Source organism: Pseudomonadota bacterium, assembly GCA_026388275.1.
Classification (GTDB): Bacteria; Desulfobacterota; Syntrophorhabdia; order Syntrophorhabdales; family Syntrophorhabdaceae; genus JAPLKB01.
On sequence record JAPLKB010000047.1, the window covers coordinates 33,236 to 50,039 of the forward strand.

A 16,804-nucleotide genomic window follows, 5' to 3' on the forward strand; every position below is an offset into this window, starting at 1 on the left:
TGGCTTAAGCTGAGGCTCCCTGCGGAATACCTGGTAATCATTGAAATGATGGATGTCAGTGATTATATTTACCCATGAAAAAATACAAAACTTTCTTTTTCTTCTTTCTGTTGGTTTCCATCGTGGTCCTCGTTGGTGGATGTGCGACCTTGCCGAACGTTTCTGAAATGATGGATAAGGCACCGACCACTGAGACAAGGGCTCAAATAGCTTCGGCCAAGGGACTGTTATCCCCCAAACAGAGCAAAGCCCTCATGGAACGATTGCATCGATCCGTCGACGCGACGGACATACTGCAACGTTACAGCGCTGTGATAGAATCGATGAGTGAAAGTCCGTTGACAAAGGGAAACAAAGTTACGCTGCTCGTTGATGGTACGGCTACTTATGCCGCAATGTTCAAGGCAATAGAGAATGCCGGCGACCATATCAATCTCGAAACTTATATCATGGAAGATATTGAAGACGAGACCGGTCGCAAACTTGCTGATCTGATGTTACAGAAACAGGCGGAAGGTGTGCAGGTGAATCTTATCTACGATAGTGTAGGCAGCTATACTACCTCCGCTGCATTTTTTCAGCGCTTGCGTGATGGCGGAATACAGGTCGTCGAGTTTAACCCGATAAATCCACTTAAGGCCCGCGGAAAATGGCGTCTGGCCAAATCGGATCATCGTAAAATACTGATCGTCGACGGGAAAGTAGCTATTACCGGGGGAATTAACATCAGTCAGGTTTATTCAAGCAGCCTTTCCGGAAGGGGGGACGAGGAAGCAGTACAGATGCCATGGCGTGATACGGACGTTCAAATAGAAGGCCCTGCCGTGGCTGAGTTCCAAAAGCTTTTTCTTGACACATGGCAGAATCAGAAGGGCGCGAACCTCCCCGAAAAAAAATACTTCCCTGCCCTGAAGGAAGAGGGAAATGCCCTGGTGAGGGTGTTGGGCAGTACCCCGGGAGAGGCCAACAGGATCACTTTTATTATGTATGTGGCCGCTATCACTTTCGCGGAGAATTCCCTTCACATGACCAACGCGTATTTTATCCCTGACCGCCAGACAATAGAGGCCCTCACCGATGCTGCAAAGCGTGGAGTTGATGTAAAGATCATTCTACCAGGAACATCCGATTCTTCACTGGCCAGATTTGCAGGAGAATACTTTTATTCCGGACTCTTGAAATCAGGGGTGAAGTTATACAAGCGCCGCAATGTTCTGCTCCATGCGAAAACTCTGGTAATTGACGGCGTCTGGTCGACCGTAGGCTCCACCAATATGGACTTCTGGAGTTTTTCAAGTAATGACGAGGTGAACGCGGTTATTCTGAGCCGTGAATTCGCTATCACCATGGAGGAGATGTTTGTCAGGGATCTTATGGAGTCAGATCAGATTCTATGGGAAGAATGGAAAAAAAGACCTTTGTCTCTCAAGATCAGGGAATGGTTTTCGCATCTTTTTACCCGCTGGTTGTAGGCGGTCCCGGACCCTTTCCGGTAGTCAACAATCGTTATGGTCTCCAGGAATATGGTAAACTATCTGTCATGAATGTGCCAAAGAGTTGTTGTTTATAAATAGGCCGTTGATTTGGAGTTGGAATGAAAACAAATAGAAAGATTAGACTGAGCCTGTTTATTTTGTTTTTGGCGCTGGTGTCTTTCCTGTCGCTCGCTACGTGTGTGACAGGACCAAGTGTATACACAGAAAAATCTGAACAGGTCTCGGACCACTTTAATAGTATCCGGTATTTCAATCCCGATGTCCCTCAAACTCTGTCGTCTCAGTCGGGCCAGGCGGCAAAACGTAATCCCACATGGTGGGTCTGGAACTGGATATTGCGCACTGATTGGCCTGATTGGCCGAAGCGAACCGATTTCCTGCCTGAACCTCCGCCTGTCGCTCGCGTCCCGGAAGGCTCGATCTATATAACACCTGTCGGTCATGCCACTTTCCTCATACAACTGGATGGAGTCAATATTCTCACTGATCCTATGTGGTCGGAACGTTGCAGCCCGGTATCGTTGGTGGGTCCCAAACGATATAGTCAGCCCGGAATTAGTTTTGAAGACCTTCCTCCTGTCGATGTTGTACTGGTGTCTCACAATCATTATGACCATTTTGATCTTCCTACTCTGGAAGGTCTTGCAAAAAAAGGAGGGCCGCGCGCTATCGTTCCCCTTGGCAATCTCGATCTCATGCGGAGTACGGGAATCGCCACGGTGGATGAACTTGACTGGTGGCAATCGGTCCCTTTGTCTTCAAAGGTTACAGTAACCCTGGTTCCTGCGCAGCATTTTTCGGCACGTACTCTGTGGGACCGGGATCGAACCCTTTGGGGAGGTTTTGTTATCTCAGGGCCATCAGGGAATGTTTATTATTCCGGAGACACTGGATATGGTCCCCATTTCCGTGAGATCGCACGCCGCTTTTCACCGATCAGGGTAGCAATTCTTCCGATCGCTCCATTCCGGCCGCCGCAGACCAGGGAATCGACCCCGGGGTATCGACCCATTGTCCATATGGGGCCGGCTGAGGCAGTCAAGGCACATATGGATCTGGAAACACCGCTCAGCATTGCCGCCCATTTTCAGGTATTTAGGCTTGGAATAGAGGGATTTAATGATGCCGTGGATGTACTGGCTGCATCATTAAAGGAACACAATCTAAAACCTGACGCTTTCGTTACACCCGTGTTTGGACAAGTTATTAAGGTACCTCCCATGCTGGATTCATCGTTGTCTACGGCAGGCAAGGCATACCCTATCGGCCTGATCCAGGGTTTTACCGGAGCCGGTCCTTCGGTATGCCCTCAGGCATTAGTTCAATATTAAGAGGTTCTTATATGAAAAATATCTCCATGGTACTAATGGTTCTTCTTTCGCTGATAGTAGCACATGTTTATGCTGAGGATTTTTCAGAGACAGCCAAAATACACTGTTTAATTGCCTCTGTCGAAACTCTGGAGGGGGCGAACTTTATCAGGAACGGGAATGAGTATGATACCCGGGATGCTTCGGATCACTTGCGCCTGAAACTCAAAGTGGTCGGCAGAAACGTGAAGACAGCGGAGGACTTCATTAAACTTTTTGCCTCTAAATCCTCTATAACAAGTGAACCCTATTTGATGTGTTTTGCAGACGGTACTACTATAAAATCGGAAGTATTTTTCGCGAATAAGCTGAAAACATTTGCCACATATAAACCATAAAGGTAGATTCACATGGAAAAGTTTTATAGTTACTATAGTGGGCTTGAGGCGGAAGAATTACACTATAAAAGCGAGTTCATATCATTACTCAGTTTCGACACTCCTTTTCTGTGGGGATTACGGTCTTCTTCTGAAATCGGAACTCAAGAGATGAAATTGGGGACTTTTCATGAATAGCAGTTTTTTCCATTTAAGGAGACGGAGAGTCTGGGCTCTCTCAATCATCGCCGCGATAATCCTGGGTATCGTTGTACTCTCCCATCTTATAAGCAGCGAATCCTTGCGACAGTATATAGAGAACAGGATCAATGGTCATTTGAAGGGGTACACAGTCCATGTCGGGAAAGTTTATTTACATCCCCTTGCTTTTTCTATGGATCTTGATAATCTGATTCTGGTGCAGGATGCCAATCCGAATCCACCCATCGCGAATATCAAACGGCTTCATGCAAGCATTCAGTGGAGGGAAGTGTTCACCGGCCATCTGGTGGGTGATTTATCGTTAAGGGAACCGAAGTTCTACGTCAACTTAATCCAAATTCATAAAGAGAAGGAGAGTAAGGTTCCCCTCAAACAGAAAGGGTGGCAGGAAGCCTTTGAGTCCATCTATCCACTCAAGATTAATGCACTCACAATCAATGACGGGGAGGTTACATATGTGGATGAAGGACCTTACAAGCCGCTCCAGATGGACAGAATCAATTTCCGGGCCTCCAACATCCGGAACATCCATTATCCTGACAATGTATATCCTTCCGCTATCCGCCTGGAGGGAAGGATTTTCGAGCAAGGCAGACTTGTCCTTGTCGGATATGCCAATTTTCTTGGAGAGCCTCGCCCCTGGGCTAAGGCAGACCTTGATCTGAGTGATATGGATTTGAGCTATTTCAATCCAATCATAACCCGCTACAATATTTCCATCCGAAAGGGGGCTCTGTCGACAAAGGGAGTTCTGGAATATAACCCCCGTATCTCTGTAGTCAACCTGAAGAATCTGGACATTAACGGGGCTGACATCGATTATCTTCACCTTCCGCAAACTGTGGCCGTTGAAAAGAAAAGGGTCCGACAGGTTGTACACACTGTAAAAAAACTGAGCAACGAGCCTGACTCGAAAATCAGGATAGATATGCTCAGAATTAAAGCAAGCAATTTCAGGTACGTAAACAGGACGACCCAGCCCAATTATCAACTCTCTATCGATCAAATGGAAGCAAACCTGAGAAACTTCAGTAATAAAGTCAACGAGGGTCCGGCAACGTTCGAGCTGAAGGGCAAGTTCATGGGAACAGGCAACACCAAGGTGACCGGCACCTTCCAGCCGGAAACGAAGAATCCTGATTTCAATGTCAATGTGGCTATTGATAATACTCAGATGCAGGCCATGAGCGATATTTTCCGAGTCTATGGAAATTTCGATATCAAATCTGGTCTCTTCTCCTTCTATTCGGAACTGTCGATCAAAGACAACAAAGTAAATGGTTACATAAAACCCATCTTCAGAGACATGAAGATTTATGACCGTCGTTCGAGACAGGAGAAGAGCCTCTCCCATACACTCTACGTGTGGACGGTAGGAGGTATATCAAAGCTTCTCGAAAACAGAACCCGTAATGAAGTGGCGACCAGGGCCACTGTCTCCGGGACTCTCGAAAGTCCCGGCACGAGTAACTGGGAAATCTTCATCAACCTTCTCCGGAATGCATTCGTTAAATCAATTATTCCGGGATTTGAAAAAAAATTGAGTCAACCAAAAGAATAGATATGCGTGGGCTCAGCCCGTGAAGCTTCAGATGCCCTTTATTATCAGGCTTCCTCCTTATGAGAAATTGACAAAACAAACACAGGCTTGGATATACAGAAATATTTTGAGTTTGCCGCTCCTAATTCCAATTCTAAATCAAGGATGAAATCAAGGCGGCAAGGAAGAGGAGACGTAGGCGTACGATAGAAGTACGTCGAGGATCTGATGACGAAGCCAACGATGATAGCGCCTTGAGTTAGAATTGGAATAACTTGGTCTCTCAACCGGAGCTACGCAACACCGGCAGAAGGAACGTCCAGACAATTATTCTGTAGCGTTTTGTACACAAGTATGTCGTCTTTTTTGTTACGGGGATGAAAATCAGTAATATTGTATTCCTTCACAGGGGTATTTCTCGATGATTGACAGAAAAGCTCTTTTACCAATTCGCCTTCAATCATATAACTTTGTTGCCTCCTCCTCGCGTTCCTCGACGTACTATTTATGCACGCCTGCGTCGGCTAGTCGTTGTCGCCTCGTTCTATGTATGAAACAAAATTGGTATTAATCTTGCGTCAAGTTGTGTATTATGGCGTAATGAATCAGCTCGCTGGTTCCCTTTACGCCGATTTTTTCCAGAATGCGGGTCCGATATGTCCTTACGGTGTTTGTGCTCAGATAGAGTTCCCCGGCTATTTCTTTCACCGCCTTTCCTTTGCCGATCATACACAATACTTGAAGCTCACGATCGGAGAGGTTTTCATGGAGAGGTTTTTGTGTATCTGACTCGAAATCGAGCATCATCTTTTCGGCAAAGGCCGGGCTTAAATATCTCTTACCGGACAGAATTTTCCGTACTGCCAGCACCAATTCATCCGATGCACTTTTCTTTGTAAGATAGCCGTTTGCTCCGGCTTTTATGGCGCGGGCAGCATATTGCTCTTCAGGATACATGCTCAGGATAAGAACATGGAGTTTATGGTTCTTCTTTTTAATTTCTCTCAAGACTTCCAGACCATTGATATCGGGGAGCGAAATATCAAGAATAACGATATCGTAATCATTGTCGTTAATCTTGTTCAACAGTTCATAGCCCTTAGAGGTTGTATCAATCGTCGCATCGTCGAAGTGTTCCTCGATGATCTCTTTAATACCTTTGAGTACGACCGGGTGGTCATCGGCAATGATAACACGGAGCATGGTTCAGACCTCCTCCGCCGTCTTTCTGGGACGACGCTTTATTGTTGTGTTTTTTTTGAGGGGGATGATTACGGTAACGGTTGTTCCTTTCCCGTGAACGCCGTTAATTTCCAGGGTTCCCTCAAGGGCATATACCCGTTCACGTATGCCTGTCAATCCAATAGACGCAGCGTCTGTTATCTCCTTTTTTGTAATTCCTTTCCCGTCATCCCTGACTTCCATAGTGAATCTGTCTGCCGTATTATGCAGGATTATCGCAACCTTTTGAGCGTTGGCATGACGGGAAATGTTAGTAAGGGCTTCCTGGAAGATACGAAAAACCTCTGTAGAAACTTTCCTGTCAAGGGCCATACTGTGGGGTGTAGAAATAAACTCGCAGGCAATGTCTGTCCTCTTTTCAAAATCAGTTAACAGTAATTCTATTGCTTCATTGAGGCCGAAATCGTCAAGGGCCGGAGGTCTCAATGCCATGGAAAGTCTTTGCACGGAAAGGATGGCGTTATCAACAAGCGTAAGCATTGAGTTAAGTCTTTCTGTAATCGATGCACTGTCTTCCGGTAATCGTCTTTCTATCCAGCGTACATCCATTTTTAAACCCGTCAGGACCTGCCCTAATTCATCATGTAGCTCCCGGGAGAGATAAGACCTTTCCTGTTCTCTGATTTGTTGTAAATGGCTGGTGAGATTGCGCAATCGTTTCTGTGATTCCCTCAGTTTATCTCCAACTGTTTTTCGTTTCGAGGCTTCCCGTTTAAGTGACTTATTTAATTCAACCAATTGAGCTGTCCGTTCTTCAATCCGTTCTTCCAATCCGTCGTACGCTTGCTGAAGCTCATCCTCCATACTTTTGTGCTCGGTGATATCGGTGATGGTCCCCACATGGCCGAGCCTTTCTCCATATATGCCTCTTTCAGCTATTGCTCTCCCTATCACCCATTTTATAATACCGTTGTGCTTCAGGAAGCGGAATTCTGATTCGAAAGGCAGATCCATTTTGATCGCCCGATGCCATTCGTTCAAGACCCTTTCTCTGTCCTCAGGGTACAGCGCTTTTTCCCACCCTTCTCCATATGTCTCGTCGGCTGATAGGTTGGTAATTTCAGACCAGTATTCATTTACGTAGACAAACTGTCCTTTAGTGTCAGTACGGAATAGTCCCACCGGAGATACCCGGGCGATTGTGTGGAAAAGCTTCTGACTCCTCTGGAGTTCCTTCTCGACTACTCTTCTGGCGGTGACGTCCACCATTACGACAATAATGCCGATGACACCTCCATGAGTGACAAGCGAATTTACACTCAATAAAAAGGAAGCAAGCTCGTTATCCCCATGTTCAAAATGGACCTCAATCGCGTGGAGGGTCTTGTCACTCACTGCAGATAGAAGGACAAAGCGAGTCCCGTCGGGATGGAGGAGGTGAAATACCTCGTCAAATGTCTGGAAGATTGGGCTGCTACCGAGAAACCTATTGGCCGACTGACTTGCACGGATAATACGGCCCTGGTGGTCACAGAGAACAAATATTTCTGCAGCTTGTTCGAGAATTTGGGTTGTCAGTTTTCCCTCTGCCAATATCTCTTCATTGTGCTTTTGTTCCGTCAGGTCGGTAACTATCATGCACAAGTCACCGGAGGACGTATCGGGGGGTGGCTGAAGGGGGTTTACGGAAAGCAAGACAGGTGCAAAGTTATCCCCTCCGGACCGTAATTCCAATTCTACCTTACAGTTCTCCTTTAAACCATGCTCAACCAATGTCTCATATAATTGAAGGTCTTTTGATGATATGTATTGGTAGATTGAAGATCCTATTATTGTTTCCAGAGGCTCTTTGACAATACTTGCAAAACGTTGGTTACAGAAAAGGATCGTACCTTTGGAAGCAAGGGTAACGGCCCCTTCATTCATGGTTTCAATCATAACCCTGTAAGGATGCTCGGCACCTGTTAGTGTAAAGACATGATCTCCTTCCTCCGTTGAGACAACCAGACCATCCACCTCGCCGTTTCGGATAGCGCGCAGAGTTTCCTCGGCTTCCATCATCCGCGACGTGAGTTCCTGCAACTCATCCAAAAGTTGCCGGCGCGTTCTATACGATTTGTTCATTGATTTGTACTCATGAATGCTTGGGTTTCAGATCGATGCCTATAAGAAACCTTTCCGTGTCCGACATGTCGCCAATGAGCCTTCTGAGTGGCAGAGGAAGTTTCTTGATGAGCGTCGGGGTGGCAATAATTTGCTCTCCCTTGGCCAGCTTGGGCTGCTGGTAGATATCTATCACTTCGAGTTCATAGCGGCCCGACAGGTATTCTTCACAGAGTTTCCGGACATTGCCGATTGCCAGGGTTGACTTTGGAGTCATCCCTGTAACATACAGCCGAAGAACATACTTTGCCGGGGTTTGCTTCGCTGACGCTTCTTCGAATTCCTCAGTGCTCGTTTTCCCTCTTTTACTCTCCATAGGCTGTTCCTCTATAAGTTAATACTCAAGTAGATGATAGTCAGGGACCGGAACTAATATCCAGTCCCACCAGCACGCGCTCTGTGTTTGCCAGATCTCCGATAATCTTTTTAAGCGGTTCAGGAAGCTTCCTTACCAGTGTCGGTATGGCAATAATCTGATCCTTTTTAGCAAGTTGGGGATTTCTTAAAAGATCTATCACTTCAATGCGGTATTTCCCGGCAAGGTGCTCTTCACATATCTTTTTTAAATTAGTAAAGGCCGTAATCGATTTCGGGGTCTGACCGGCCACATATAACGTCAGCTTCCATATTTCTTCTGTTGAATCGTTCTTTGCTTTCTCCCCTTTTTTTTCTGAGACAGCTTTCACCTTACTCTCCTTTCTTCTTCTTCGAGCGCATAGCCTCCGGAACTAACGGTTTCCCCTTGCGAAGATACGCCATTTCTAAACGGTCTCCTGTCAGGACAGTTTGTCTTTTTTGCTCTTCTTCTGCCATCAAAAGCACTTCTTCGGTTTCCACATCGAACTCGGCACGCAATGCTGCAATCTTTGTTTCCAGGGCATTCCTCTTGCGCTCCTGCTCACGGATCCTGCGATCCACCTCACGCCGGCGTGTCTGCTCAGAGGCCTTTTCCCCGGCATCCTGGGCTGCTCTGGCACTGCCGGTTAATACCTCACCGGAACCGGTATAGATATCGATAAGTTCAATGCCCTGGTTCGTAAGCAGGAATTCTTGAATCTGGTTGGAGTGGGGCATGCCGCGGGACTTCAAAATGTAGAGGCCCCGGTTGCGTTCCCCGTTGAGTTCGATGTCCCTCAGAAGTAGCCACGTATCAATGAGAGAAGATATCTCTTCGCTTGTGTGTTCAAGGTTGCCTGTAAAATGAGTGAGGTCCGTAAGGAAAGTTGAGATATTTTTCATCTTCAAATAATCGATCAGGCGCGTTAATATGGATTTGACCTCTGATTCTGTTCCCGCAGCGCTCAGGTTACTGATCGGGTCTATAATGAAAACCTGGGGGTTAAACTTATCGATCTTTTTATGGAAGGTGAGAAGATGCATCTCAAGACCGTAAAGCGAAGGCCGGGCTGAATGAAACTTGAGAAGCCCCTGTTTCACCCATCGGGCAAGATCAATGCCGATAGAGCTCATGTTCCGGATGATCTGGCCGGGAGATTCCTCGAAGGCACAATACAGGCAGCGCTCACCTCGCCTGCAAGCGGCGTCGGCAAAGGTGGCCGACATACTTGTTTTGCCTGTGCCCGCTGTACCGGAGACAAGGATGGTGCTGCCCCGGTAGAACCCTTTTCCCTCAAGCATTGCATCCAACTTGGGGATGCCCGTGGCAATGCGCTCTGTGGAAACGGGGTAATCGATCCCCAGGGAAGTGATGGGAAGGATAGAGAGGCCGCTCTCGTCTATCAGGAAGGGATACTCATCGGAGCCGTGAGATGAGCCGCGGTACTTGACAATACGCAGGCGGCGGGTGGAAATTTGCTTATCAATGCGGAAGTCGAGGAGAATCACGCAATCGGCCACGTATTCCTCGAGCCCGTAGCGTGTCAGGAGCTTATCGCCCTTTTCCCCTGTAATAATGGCCGTCACACCGCGGTCTTTCAACCAGTGAAAAAGCCGGCGAAGCTCTGCCCGAAGGATAGCGGCATTAGACAGCCCGGAGAAAAGTGCTTCTATGGTATCTAAGACAACCCGCTTCGCCCCGATGGAATCAATGGCATTGCCCAGGCGGATGAATAATCCTTCCAGGTCATACTCACCCGTCTCCTCAACCTCGCTCCGCTCGATGTAGACGTGGTCAGTTGCGATAAGGCCACGCGTCATCATGTCGTGGAGATCAAAACCAAGGGAGATGAAGTTCTTCGCAAGATCCTCCGGCGTCTCCTCGAAGGTCATAAAGACCCCGGGTTCTCCATAATCCAGGGCGCCCCGCATGAGAAACTCCATGGCGAAAAGTGTTTTACCGCAACCCGCACTGCCGCAGATCAGAGTTGGCCTGCCCCTCGGAAGCCCTCCCTTTGTAATCTCATCGAGGCCCTTGATGCCCGTCAGGCATTTTTCAAGAAAATCAACATCATGTTTTGCCTTGCCCATTATCACCCCCGGTTTCCTTATTCATTATGATGTAATACCAACGAAGAGTTAGATACTATTGGGACTGCTCAATAAAATATGCATTAAATTATAATACCACCCACCAACCCCTTCCCCTCAAAAAAATGGTGGGGTGAGCTGGATGATTTAATTTTATTTATTGCACTTGTATTAATGTATATCAAAGAATCTATTATCTCGCAATAGAAAAAAAGTGGGGAGGGGGCTCGTCAAAAGAGCTTCTCGAAGAAATTGGTAATAAGGCCTCCCTTCTTTTTACTTTTCCCCTGGCTGTAGGCATTGGGGTGGAAAATGGTCCTGCTGAAAACGATCCGCCACCCCTCCTCTTCCTTGATCATCTCCAGGTTCAGCGTTTCGCGATCATAGAGTGTGAAGGGGCTTGAGACCACCGTCACGGCTTTCTTTTTGTCATACTTGTTAAAGATGACCTCATCAATTCTGAAATTCTGGACCTTGATGCGATTTTCCACATGATCGTTGGCGAAATCGTTCAGGGTATATGCTTTTTTCGACACCTTGGAGAGTTGTTCATAAGCGCCCCGATAATCACCCGCCGTGACATCCTCCAAAAACCCATTCACCAACTTTATAATGTGGGATGTATCACGGCTCGGTGTAGTGATCAAAAATAGAAAAGTCAGCATCAAGGCTGCCAGGAAGGAATATCCCATCACTGCATACCGCTTCTTACTTCTGAAGATGTTTTCGTAAATCCATTTTCGTTCTATGAAAATGATCGTACCAATCGCAATGACGATGAGAACAACGGCAAGGATACTGCCCTTTAGCAGGAAAGAAACACCCATTCCGATAAAAATGTTTATAAGAGTGATGTAAAGATTTTCTTTTTTCATAAAGATAAGATCCCATTTCCCTCAAAAGACGCGAACTGCAAACATACTTTTCTTAATTCTCCTTTAATTTTAGTTAATTTACAAGTGAAAATCCTATTACAGAATTACAGAATTACTTAATTCCGTTTGTAATGTTGCATATCGAAAGAGTATAACAAACCCAACATTTCAGGAAGCTAAATGTTGGGTTTATGGACAACACCCTCGGTGCAAAAAGCAAGACCTGACCCCCAACTCCTAAACGTAAATACCGGCCTTGTTGCTGCGGACGTCTTCGCCAACAAGCGATACTGGACGCCTGCACAGGGCGGCGATGCAGGCTCTCCCCAGCTCGGCACATGGTCTACGACACCGAATAATGAAGGACCGCCGAAAAGCGCCGGGAGTTTCTGAAGCTCTTATGCCGCTTGCATATTTTTCTTTATTTCAGTTTCTTTTGCTCTTCACGTGGCTTCCCGCTTCGCGCTTCCCAAGTCCTCTTATCTTTTCTACTATGTCCCGCATAAAGCGGGATTAAACCGTACACTATTCACTATTAACTATTCACTATTCACTGCCTTTATACTTGCGGCGGTCTTTTCTTTCCGTACGGGGTTATAAACATCTGTTGCTGCACAAAATTACAGAAAACCTGCAGTTCATAGAGATATTTTTCAACATCTTCCCGTATATAGGTTCCAATGCCTTTCTCAAAATCTGTTTTTATGGATATCAGACCTTTAACCTGCTTCTTAACGGATTTGGGCTTTGTATTATTCGGGTCAGGTTTGACTTTTTTGTATGCTGTGAGCATCCTTTCAAGTGTAGCATTTGTTACCGGTGTCTTTATGACAGCATCGAATATGTTTTTAAGATTGGGACATTCGAGGTTTGCGGCAAAGAGATATCCCTGTGAAACAGGGAGATTTCCTGACGAAATTGTTGCCTGAATTTCAGGAGAAAGTTTTAAAAGTGAAATAGTGCGATGCAGCGTCCGTATTGACTTTCCGGAGATTTCAGAAATTTCTGCCACAGTGGCAGAAAAATCTTCCGATACATATTCTGGAGAACGATTGTAATTTACCAATTCACTCATTACCCCATCCACATCATATCCCTTCTCAGGATGTTTTGCCTGAATAAAAGAGAGTATCCCTTTGGCCTGGTCTATGGGATTTAGGTCTTCACGCTGGAGGTTCTCAGTAAGTTGAATGGCTATAGTGTCCCCTAATTCATTACCTGCTTCAATAACTCGCACCGGTACGGTTTCAAGCCCGAGTTGTTGGGCTGCAACAAGACGCCTCTCTCCACAGATGAGTAGATATGTCCCGTCATCCTGCCCTGTTACAATGAGAGGTTCTAAGATGCCTTTGTCTTTAATCGATTGCATGAGAGACTTGAATGAGTCTGTTTCAATATCAATGTTCGATCTCACCTGTTCCATTACTACAATCTTGTCTACTGGAATGTACAGAAACTCAGGATTTACACTTGTCTTCTTAGTTGCCATATTAATCCCCCTTTTTGAAATTCAGTGTACGGTTTAATCCCGCTTTATGCGGGACATAGTCGTTAGTGAACAGTGTACGGTTTAATCCCGCTTAATGCGGGACATAGTTAAAGACATTTTATTAATCCAGTAATCATTTTATTTATTTCGTTAATATCAGCTTGAATATCCTTTGTTTTTATCTTTCTTCAAAAAACCCAATTCCTCAGAAAGCAGCACTTGAGTCTCCAACTCTGCTAATGACCCGAGCGCTATATACAAAAACTGTTTATACTCCTTATTATACCTTTTCATGAAACCTTCGGCTATGTTTGAAGGTACTGACACAGCAGATCTCCGCATCTGACTTATTATTCCGTAAATCTCTTTTGCAGGAAAAGAATCAGTTTCTTGATAAATAACCTTTGCTAATTCCATACTAGTTTGCCATATCTTCAAATCCTTGAAATTTTTAATTTTATCTTCCATTTTTTATCTTCCCGTTTTTACTATTCACTACCTTTTCATTTTTTCTGCCTTTTTAACTATATCCCGCATAAAGCGGGATTAAACCGTACACTATATACTATTCACTATTCACTGCCTTTTCACATTTCATGTCTCGTATCTCGTTAAAGATTCTTCTATGAGGTTTTTACATTTCACGAACAGCACTTTGCGATCAGCAAAAAAACGACCTAAACACATAGGCCGTTTGCAGTGCTTCAAATAAATATTACTTTTTTTCGATATATCTTTATTATTGCCCTTATCAATTCAGTGTCATCCATACCTGCTCGCTGAAGGGAAAAGAGGAGTTCTGCTCCTTTTCTGGCAATCTTAACAATTTCCTCAAACTCGCCATGACGCCCGGCTTTATAATACTCTTGCCTAAACCGCACTATTTTTGATAAAGACCGACTAAATCTCTGATTTTCCTTCCCCCTTTTTTCCTGGCAGCTTTCGCAAAAACAATCACCGTGTCTTTCAGCCATCCCTAACAGCTTGGTGATCCTGTCATGAGGGAATTCTTCTTTTGTTACCAAAACCCTTAAGGCTTTTACGATATTAACAAAATCCAATGCCTTTTTCCCGTCTGCTTTTTTTTCTGGAACGATTTGTTCTGGCTCTGCCATAACTTCACCTCTTGTTTTTTAAATGATTACCCTTTCTGCTCATTGACGTCTTCATGCCGAACTGATTTTGGAATGTCCACCAGAAACACTCTTAATTGATACTATACTCTGCCGTTGATGTAAAGGAGCTTTACCGCATCGGACTATCCATGGGTGAGACCCGCTCGATGCCCTTCATGCGGAGGGCGAAATGGGGTCACGGTTCTTTGCCCCGGTACTTAAATTTTGGGGAGCAATGGAGCAGAAAGTGCAATCAAGAAAGTCACCTACGAAGCAAGTATATGATCTTTTTCCTTTGATCGTGGATTACGGGAAGAAAGGGTGTATAACGCAGAGGTCAGGCAGAAGCCTGATTTCAGGCCGATTGGCTGCTCCGCCGGGTTATGTAAAAAGAACATTGTAACCGATATAGTTTTCCCAGAATTCAGGATCCGTTGTCTTCCATTCAAATAAATCATCAGGATCCTGTTCATTTGCACTAAGGTACTTGTCAAGCTCGCGTTCTATATTAGCCAATAATTTAGATACTTGTTTATTTTTAGGATGATCATCATTCAGGTAGTAGCGTCTGTCATCTTCGGAAACCACAAGATTTGATTCAATCAAATCATCAAATACTTTCCCTTCAAATTTGTTGTACTCTTCAAAACCTTTTTCCGCATGATCCAAAAAGATAAATCGAGCATAGTATTTTGATGAAACTGGTGCCTTATTAATTACCTTTTTTAGCTCATCAATTGCCCGCGTTACCGGATCCCATTTATCTTCGGGGGTGTCATCTTCCAGCGCCGGGACTGGCTTTTGTCCTGTTGACACAAGTTGCGCCCTTAGCTGCTTGTTAATTTCCTTAAACTGTGAGTTCTCTGTTCTTATGTCTTGAAGTTCCTCATTCAGTCGCTCAAAATCCGTTTTCTTGATTTCAATCTTTTCATCGAGGGAGACTGTCACCTTCTCGAGTTGATATATGACTTGTTTACCAAGTCCCTTAAGCTCAGCCACACCTACCTTTTTCCAGTTAAGTTGCGGAGTCTTTTCCACGAAAGCCGCACTTGATAGAACTTCACCAGCAGTAGTGTATTTCGCTATTCTCGCACATCTGTCCACAGGAGACCCTTGTGGATCAGGTACTGAATGGTTTTCAAAGTCCAACTCGTACACTAAGCCGAAATCAGCCGTCACCTTTATTCTTGTTTCAAAGCCGGTACCTTTCTTGAGCGTTTCTTCGATTTCTGAAACTCTAGCAACCAAATTTTTTGCATCGTTTATATTATCAAAAGAGGCCATAACTTCGTCACCAATGTATTTCACTACTTTCCCATTACATTGAATTATGGCAGTTGCGAGCAGATCGCTGAATTGTTTGACTCTGAGTATCCATACCTCTGGATTGTCGGGATATTGTATTTTAAACTCTGCTGAACCGACTACATCCATGAATATGATCACTTTTTCTTTGAATCCTTCCCTAATTCTTTTCTCGGCAGCAGTCTTTTCCTCGCTGATCTGTTGGGCTCTCTGGTTCAGCTTATCAAGCCAGATCAATTCACTATTCCCCATTTTCTTCTCCTATTGCTTTCGTCAACATAACCACTAAGTAGACAGAAATAATTCTGTAAAGTTATGGTAAAATGCATAAATAATTCTGTAAAAACCCGCCTTACACATGTTTTCACCCAAGTTTTTTCAAATATTACAGTCTTGGCAATTACTATATGCCTGAGATACTTATTGTGGTTATCTGTCGATGGTTCCACGCCCATAAAATGATTTTCCCGTATTTTTGGTTGGGTTTCAAGAAGAAAATCGTTGATTCAATAATCAAATGCGATGAAATCTTCATAGTCTCTGGCGGCCTGTCGATTGAGGAAGAAGCAATTGATAAAGTCACCTACCAATCTACAACATGACGATTTTGCCTTCATCCACAGTTACCACATAAAAGCTGCAAAACAATGTGGTGAACAAAAAAACCTCTATGAAAATGCAAAAATAAAGCTTATATTATTAGCATGTTAAGGGATGGAAAGGGAAGCCCCCTTGTTACTTCAGCGACTCCTTTTTTGGTAACAACAAAATCACAAGCTTAGGCGCTATATAACCAAGCAGATCAGTCCTAAAGCCCTTGCCCTTGCCTTTGCCTTCTATGCTTTGTTCCTCTTGAGTTATTGTTGCTTCAAGGCCCATCTTGTGTGCTTCGATAAGTAATTCGTTTATCTCTTTCTCTTTCTCCTTGATGCTTTCCAACAATTTCTCCTTAGTTATATTCATATTCCTCCCCTCCTTGTAATTTGAAATACTCGTACAATCGTACTTTCCCATCTCTTTGGTTTGTGTCTTTCAATAATACACCCTACTGTTTTTTTCTCAATTCCAACATGAGACAAAATAAGATATTATGTCCAGTAAAATAAACCTACCCTTGCGGTGTGAGTTACTAAAAACCTTAATATCTCTTTGCACCTACCTAATACGTAACAAAATTTATTGACCGTTAGACTGCTAAGGATCATTATTTATTCTGCTTTTTCTTAAAAGAAAAGGAGGAGAAATGACCCGGACAAATCAAAGTTTTATCAGACCAAGCGGCAACTTCGAGGCAGTACGCCAA

17 protein-coding genes are annotated in these 16,804 nt (G+C 44.7%); 5 read left to right on the forward strand and 12 right to left on the reverse strand.

Annotated elements, in window-relative coordinates; translation table 11 throughout:
• The first annotated feature begins 74 nt into the window (after positions 1-74).
• From cls to NT010_11945, 4 genes are all read left to right on the forward strand, one after another.
• Positions 75-1,472, forward strand: coding sequence for a cardiolipin synthase (gene cls, locus NT010_11930; GenBank protein MCX5806749.1), 1,398 nt, complete (start codon positions 75-77; stop codon positions 1,470-1,472).
• Between the two features lie 122 nt (positions 1,473-1,594).
• On the forward strand, positions 1,595-2,827 hold the full coding sequence (locus NT010_11935; GenBank protein ID MCX5806750.1) for an MBL fold metallo-hydrolase: 1,233 nt from the start codon (positions 1,595-1,597) through the stop codon (positions 2,825-2,827).
• A gap of 11 nt (positions 2,828-2,838) precedes the next feature.
• On the forward strand, positions 2,839-3,204 hold the full coding sequence (locus NT010_11940; protein MCX5806751.1) for a DUF5329 family protein: 366 nt from the start codon (positions 2,839-2,841) through the stop codon (positions 3,202-3,204).
• 169 nt (positions 3,205-3,373) lie between these two features.
• On the forward strand, positions 3,374-4,966 hold the full coding sequence (locus NT010_11945; GenBank protein ID MCX5806752.1) for a DUF748 domain-containing protein: 1,593 nt from the start codon (positions 3,374-3,376) through the stop codon (positions 4,964-4,966).
• A 272-nt stretch (positions 4,967-5,238) separates the two neighbouring features.
• Here NT010_11945 and NT010_11950 read toward each other — a convergent pair whose 3' ends face one another.
• From NT010_11950 to NT010_11980, 7 genes are all read right to left on the reverse strand, one after another.
• On the reverse strand, positions 5,239-5,409 hold the full coding sequence (locus NT010_11950) for a hypothetical protein (protein ID MCX5806753.1): 171 nt from the start codon (positions 5,407-5,409) through the stop codon (positions 5,239-5,241).
• 103 nt (positions 5,410-5,512) lie between these two features.
• Positions 5,513-6,148: a response regulator transcription factor gene (locus tag NT010_11955; GenBank protein ID MCX5806754.1), complete on the reverse strand. Its 636-nt coding sequence runs from the start codon at positions 6,146-6,148 to the stop codon at positions 5,513-5,515.
• 3 nt (positions 6,149-6,151) lie between these two features.
• Positions 6,152-8,251: a PAS domain S-box protein gene (locus NT010_11960; protein MCX5806755.1), complete on the reverse strand. Its 2,100-nt coding sequence runs from the start codon at positions 8,249-8,251 to the stop codon at positions 6,152-6,154.
• 10 nt (positions 8,252-8,261) lie between these two features.
• Entirely contained in the window at positions 8,262-8,606 is a 345-nt protein-coding gene (locus NT010_11965) for a circadian clock KaiB family protein (GenBank protein ID MCX5806756.1), read from the reverse strand.
• Between the two features lie 40 nt (positions 8,607-8,646).
• The gene (locus NT010_11970) at positions 8,647-8,976 is read right to left on the reverse strand and encodes a circadian clock KaiB family protein (protein ID MCX5806757.1); all 330 of its coding nucleotides are present in this window, start codon (positions 8,974-8,976) and stop codon (positions 8,647-8,649) included.
• 1 nt (position 8,977) lies between these two features.
• Positions 8,978-10,717: a circadian clock protein KaiC gene (gene kaiC / locus NT010_11975; protein ID MCX5806758.1), complete on the reverse strand. Its 1,740-nt coding sequence runs from the start codon at positions 10,715-10,717 to the stop codon at positions 8,978-8,980.
• A 230-nt stretch (positions 10,718-10,947) separates the two neighbouring features.
• Positions 10,948-11,592 carry a hypothetical protein gene (locus tag NT010_11980; protein MCX5806759.1) on the reverse strand — a complete coding sequence of 215 codons (645 nt, stop codon included), beginning with the start codon at positions 11,590-11,592 and terminating at the stop codon, positions 10,948-10,950.
• Positions 11,593-11,772: 180 nt separating this feature from the next.
• Here NT010_11980 and NT010_11985 point away from each other — a divergent pair, with 180 nt between their 5' ends.
• Positions 11,773-11,985, forward strand: a complete 213-nt coding sequence (locus tag NT010_11985) for a hypothetical protein (GenBank protein ID MCX5806760.1) — start codon at positions 11,773-11,775, stop codon at positions 11,983-11,985.
• Between the two features lie 166 nt (positions 11,986-12,151).
• Here NT010_11985 and NT010_11990 read toward each other — a convergent pair whose 3' ends face one another.
• From NT010_11990 to NT010_12010, 5 genes are all read right to left on the reverse strand, one after another.
• Positions 12,152-13,081, reverse strand: a complete 930-nt coding sequence (locus NT010_11990; GenBank protein ID MCX5806761.1) for a ParB/RepB/Spo0J family partition protein — start codon at positions 13,079-13,081, stop codon at positions 12,152-12,154.
• A 156-nt stretch (positions 13,082-13,237) separates the two neighbouring features.
• Entirely contained in the window at positions 13,238-13,549 is a 312-nt protein-coding gene (locus tag NT010_11995) for a four helix bundle protein (protein MCX5806762.1), read from the reverse strand.
• Between the two features lie 236 nt (positions 13,550-13,785).
• Complete coding sequence (locus NT010_12000) at positions 13,786-14,196, reverse strand: hypothetical protein (protein MCX5806763.1); 411 nt, start codon at positions 14,194-14,196, stop codon at positions 13,786-13,788.
• 381 nt (positions 14,197-14,577) lie between these two features.
• Positions 14,578-15,753, reverse strand: coding sequence for an adenylate/guanylate cyclase domain-containing protein (locus NT010_12005; GenBank protein MCX5806764.1), 1,176 nt, complete (start codon positions 15,751-15,753; stop codon positions 14,578-14,580).
• Positions 15,754-16,236: 483 nt separating this feature from the next.
• Positions 16,237-16,464, reverse strand: a complete 228-nt coding sequence (locus NT010_12010; protein ID MCX5806765.1) for a hypothetical protein — start codon at positions 16,462-16,464, stop codon at positions 16,237-16,239.
• Between the last annotated feature and the right edge of the window lie 340 nt (positions 16,465-16,804).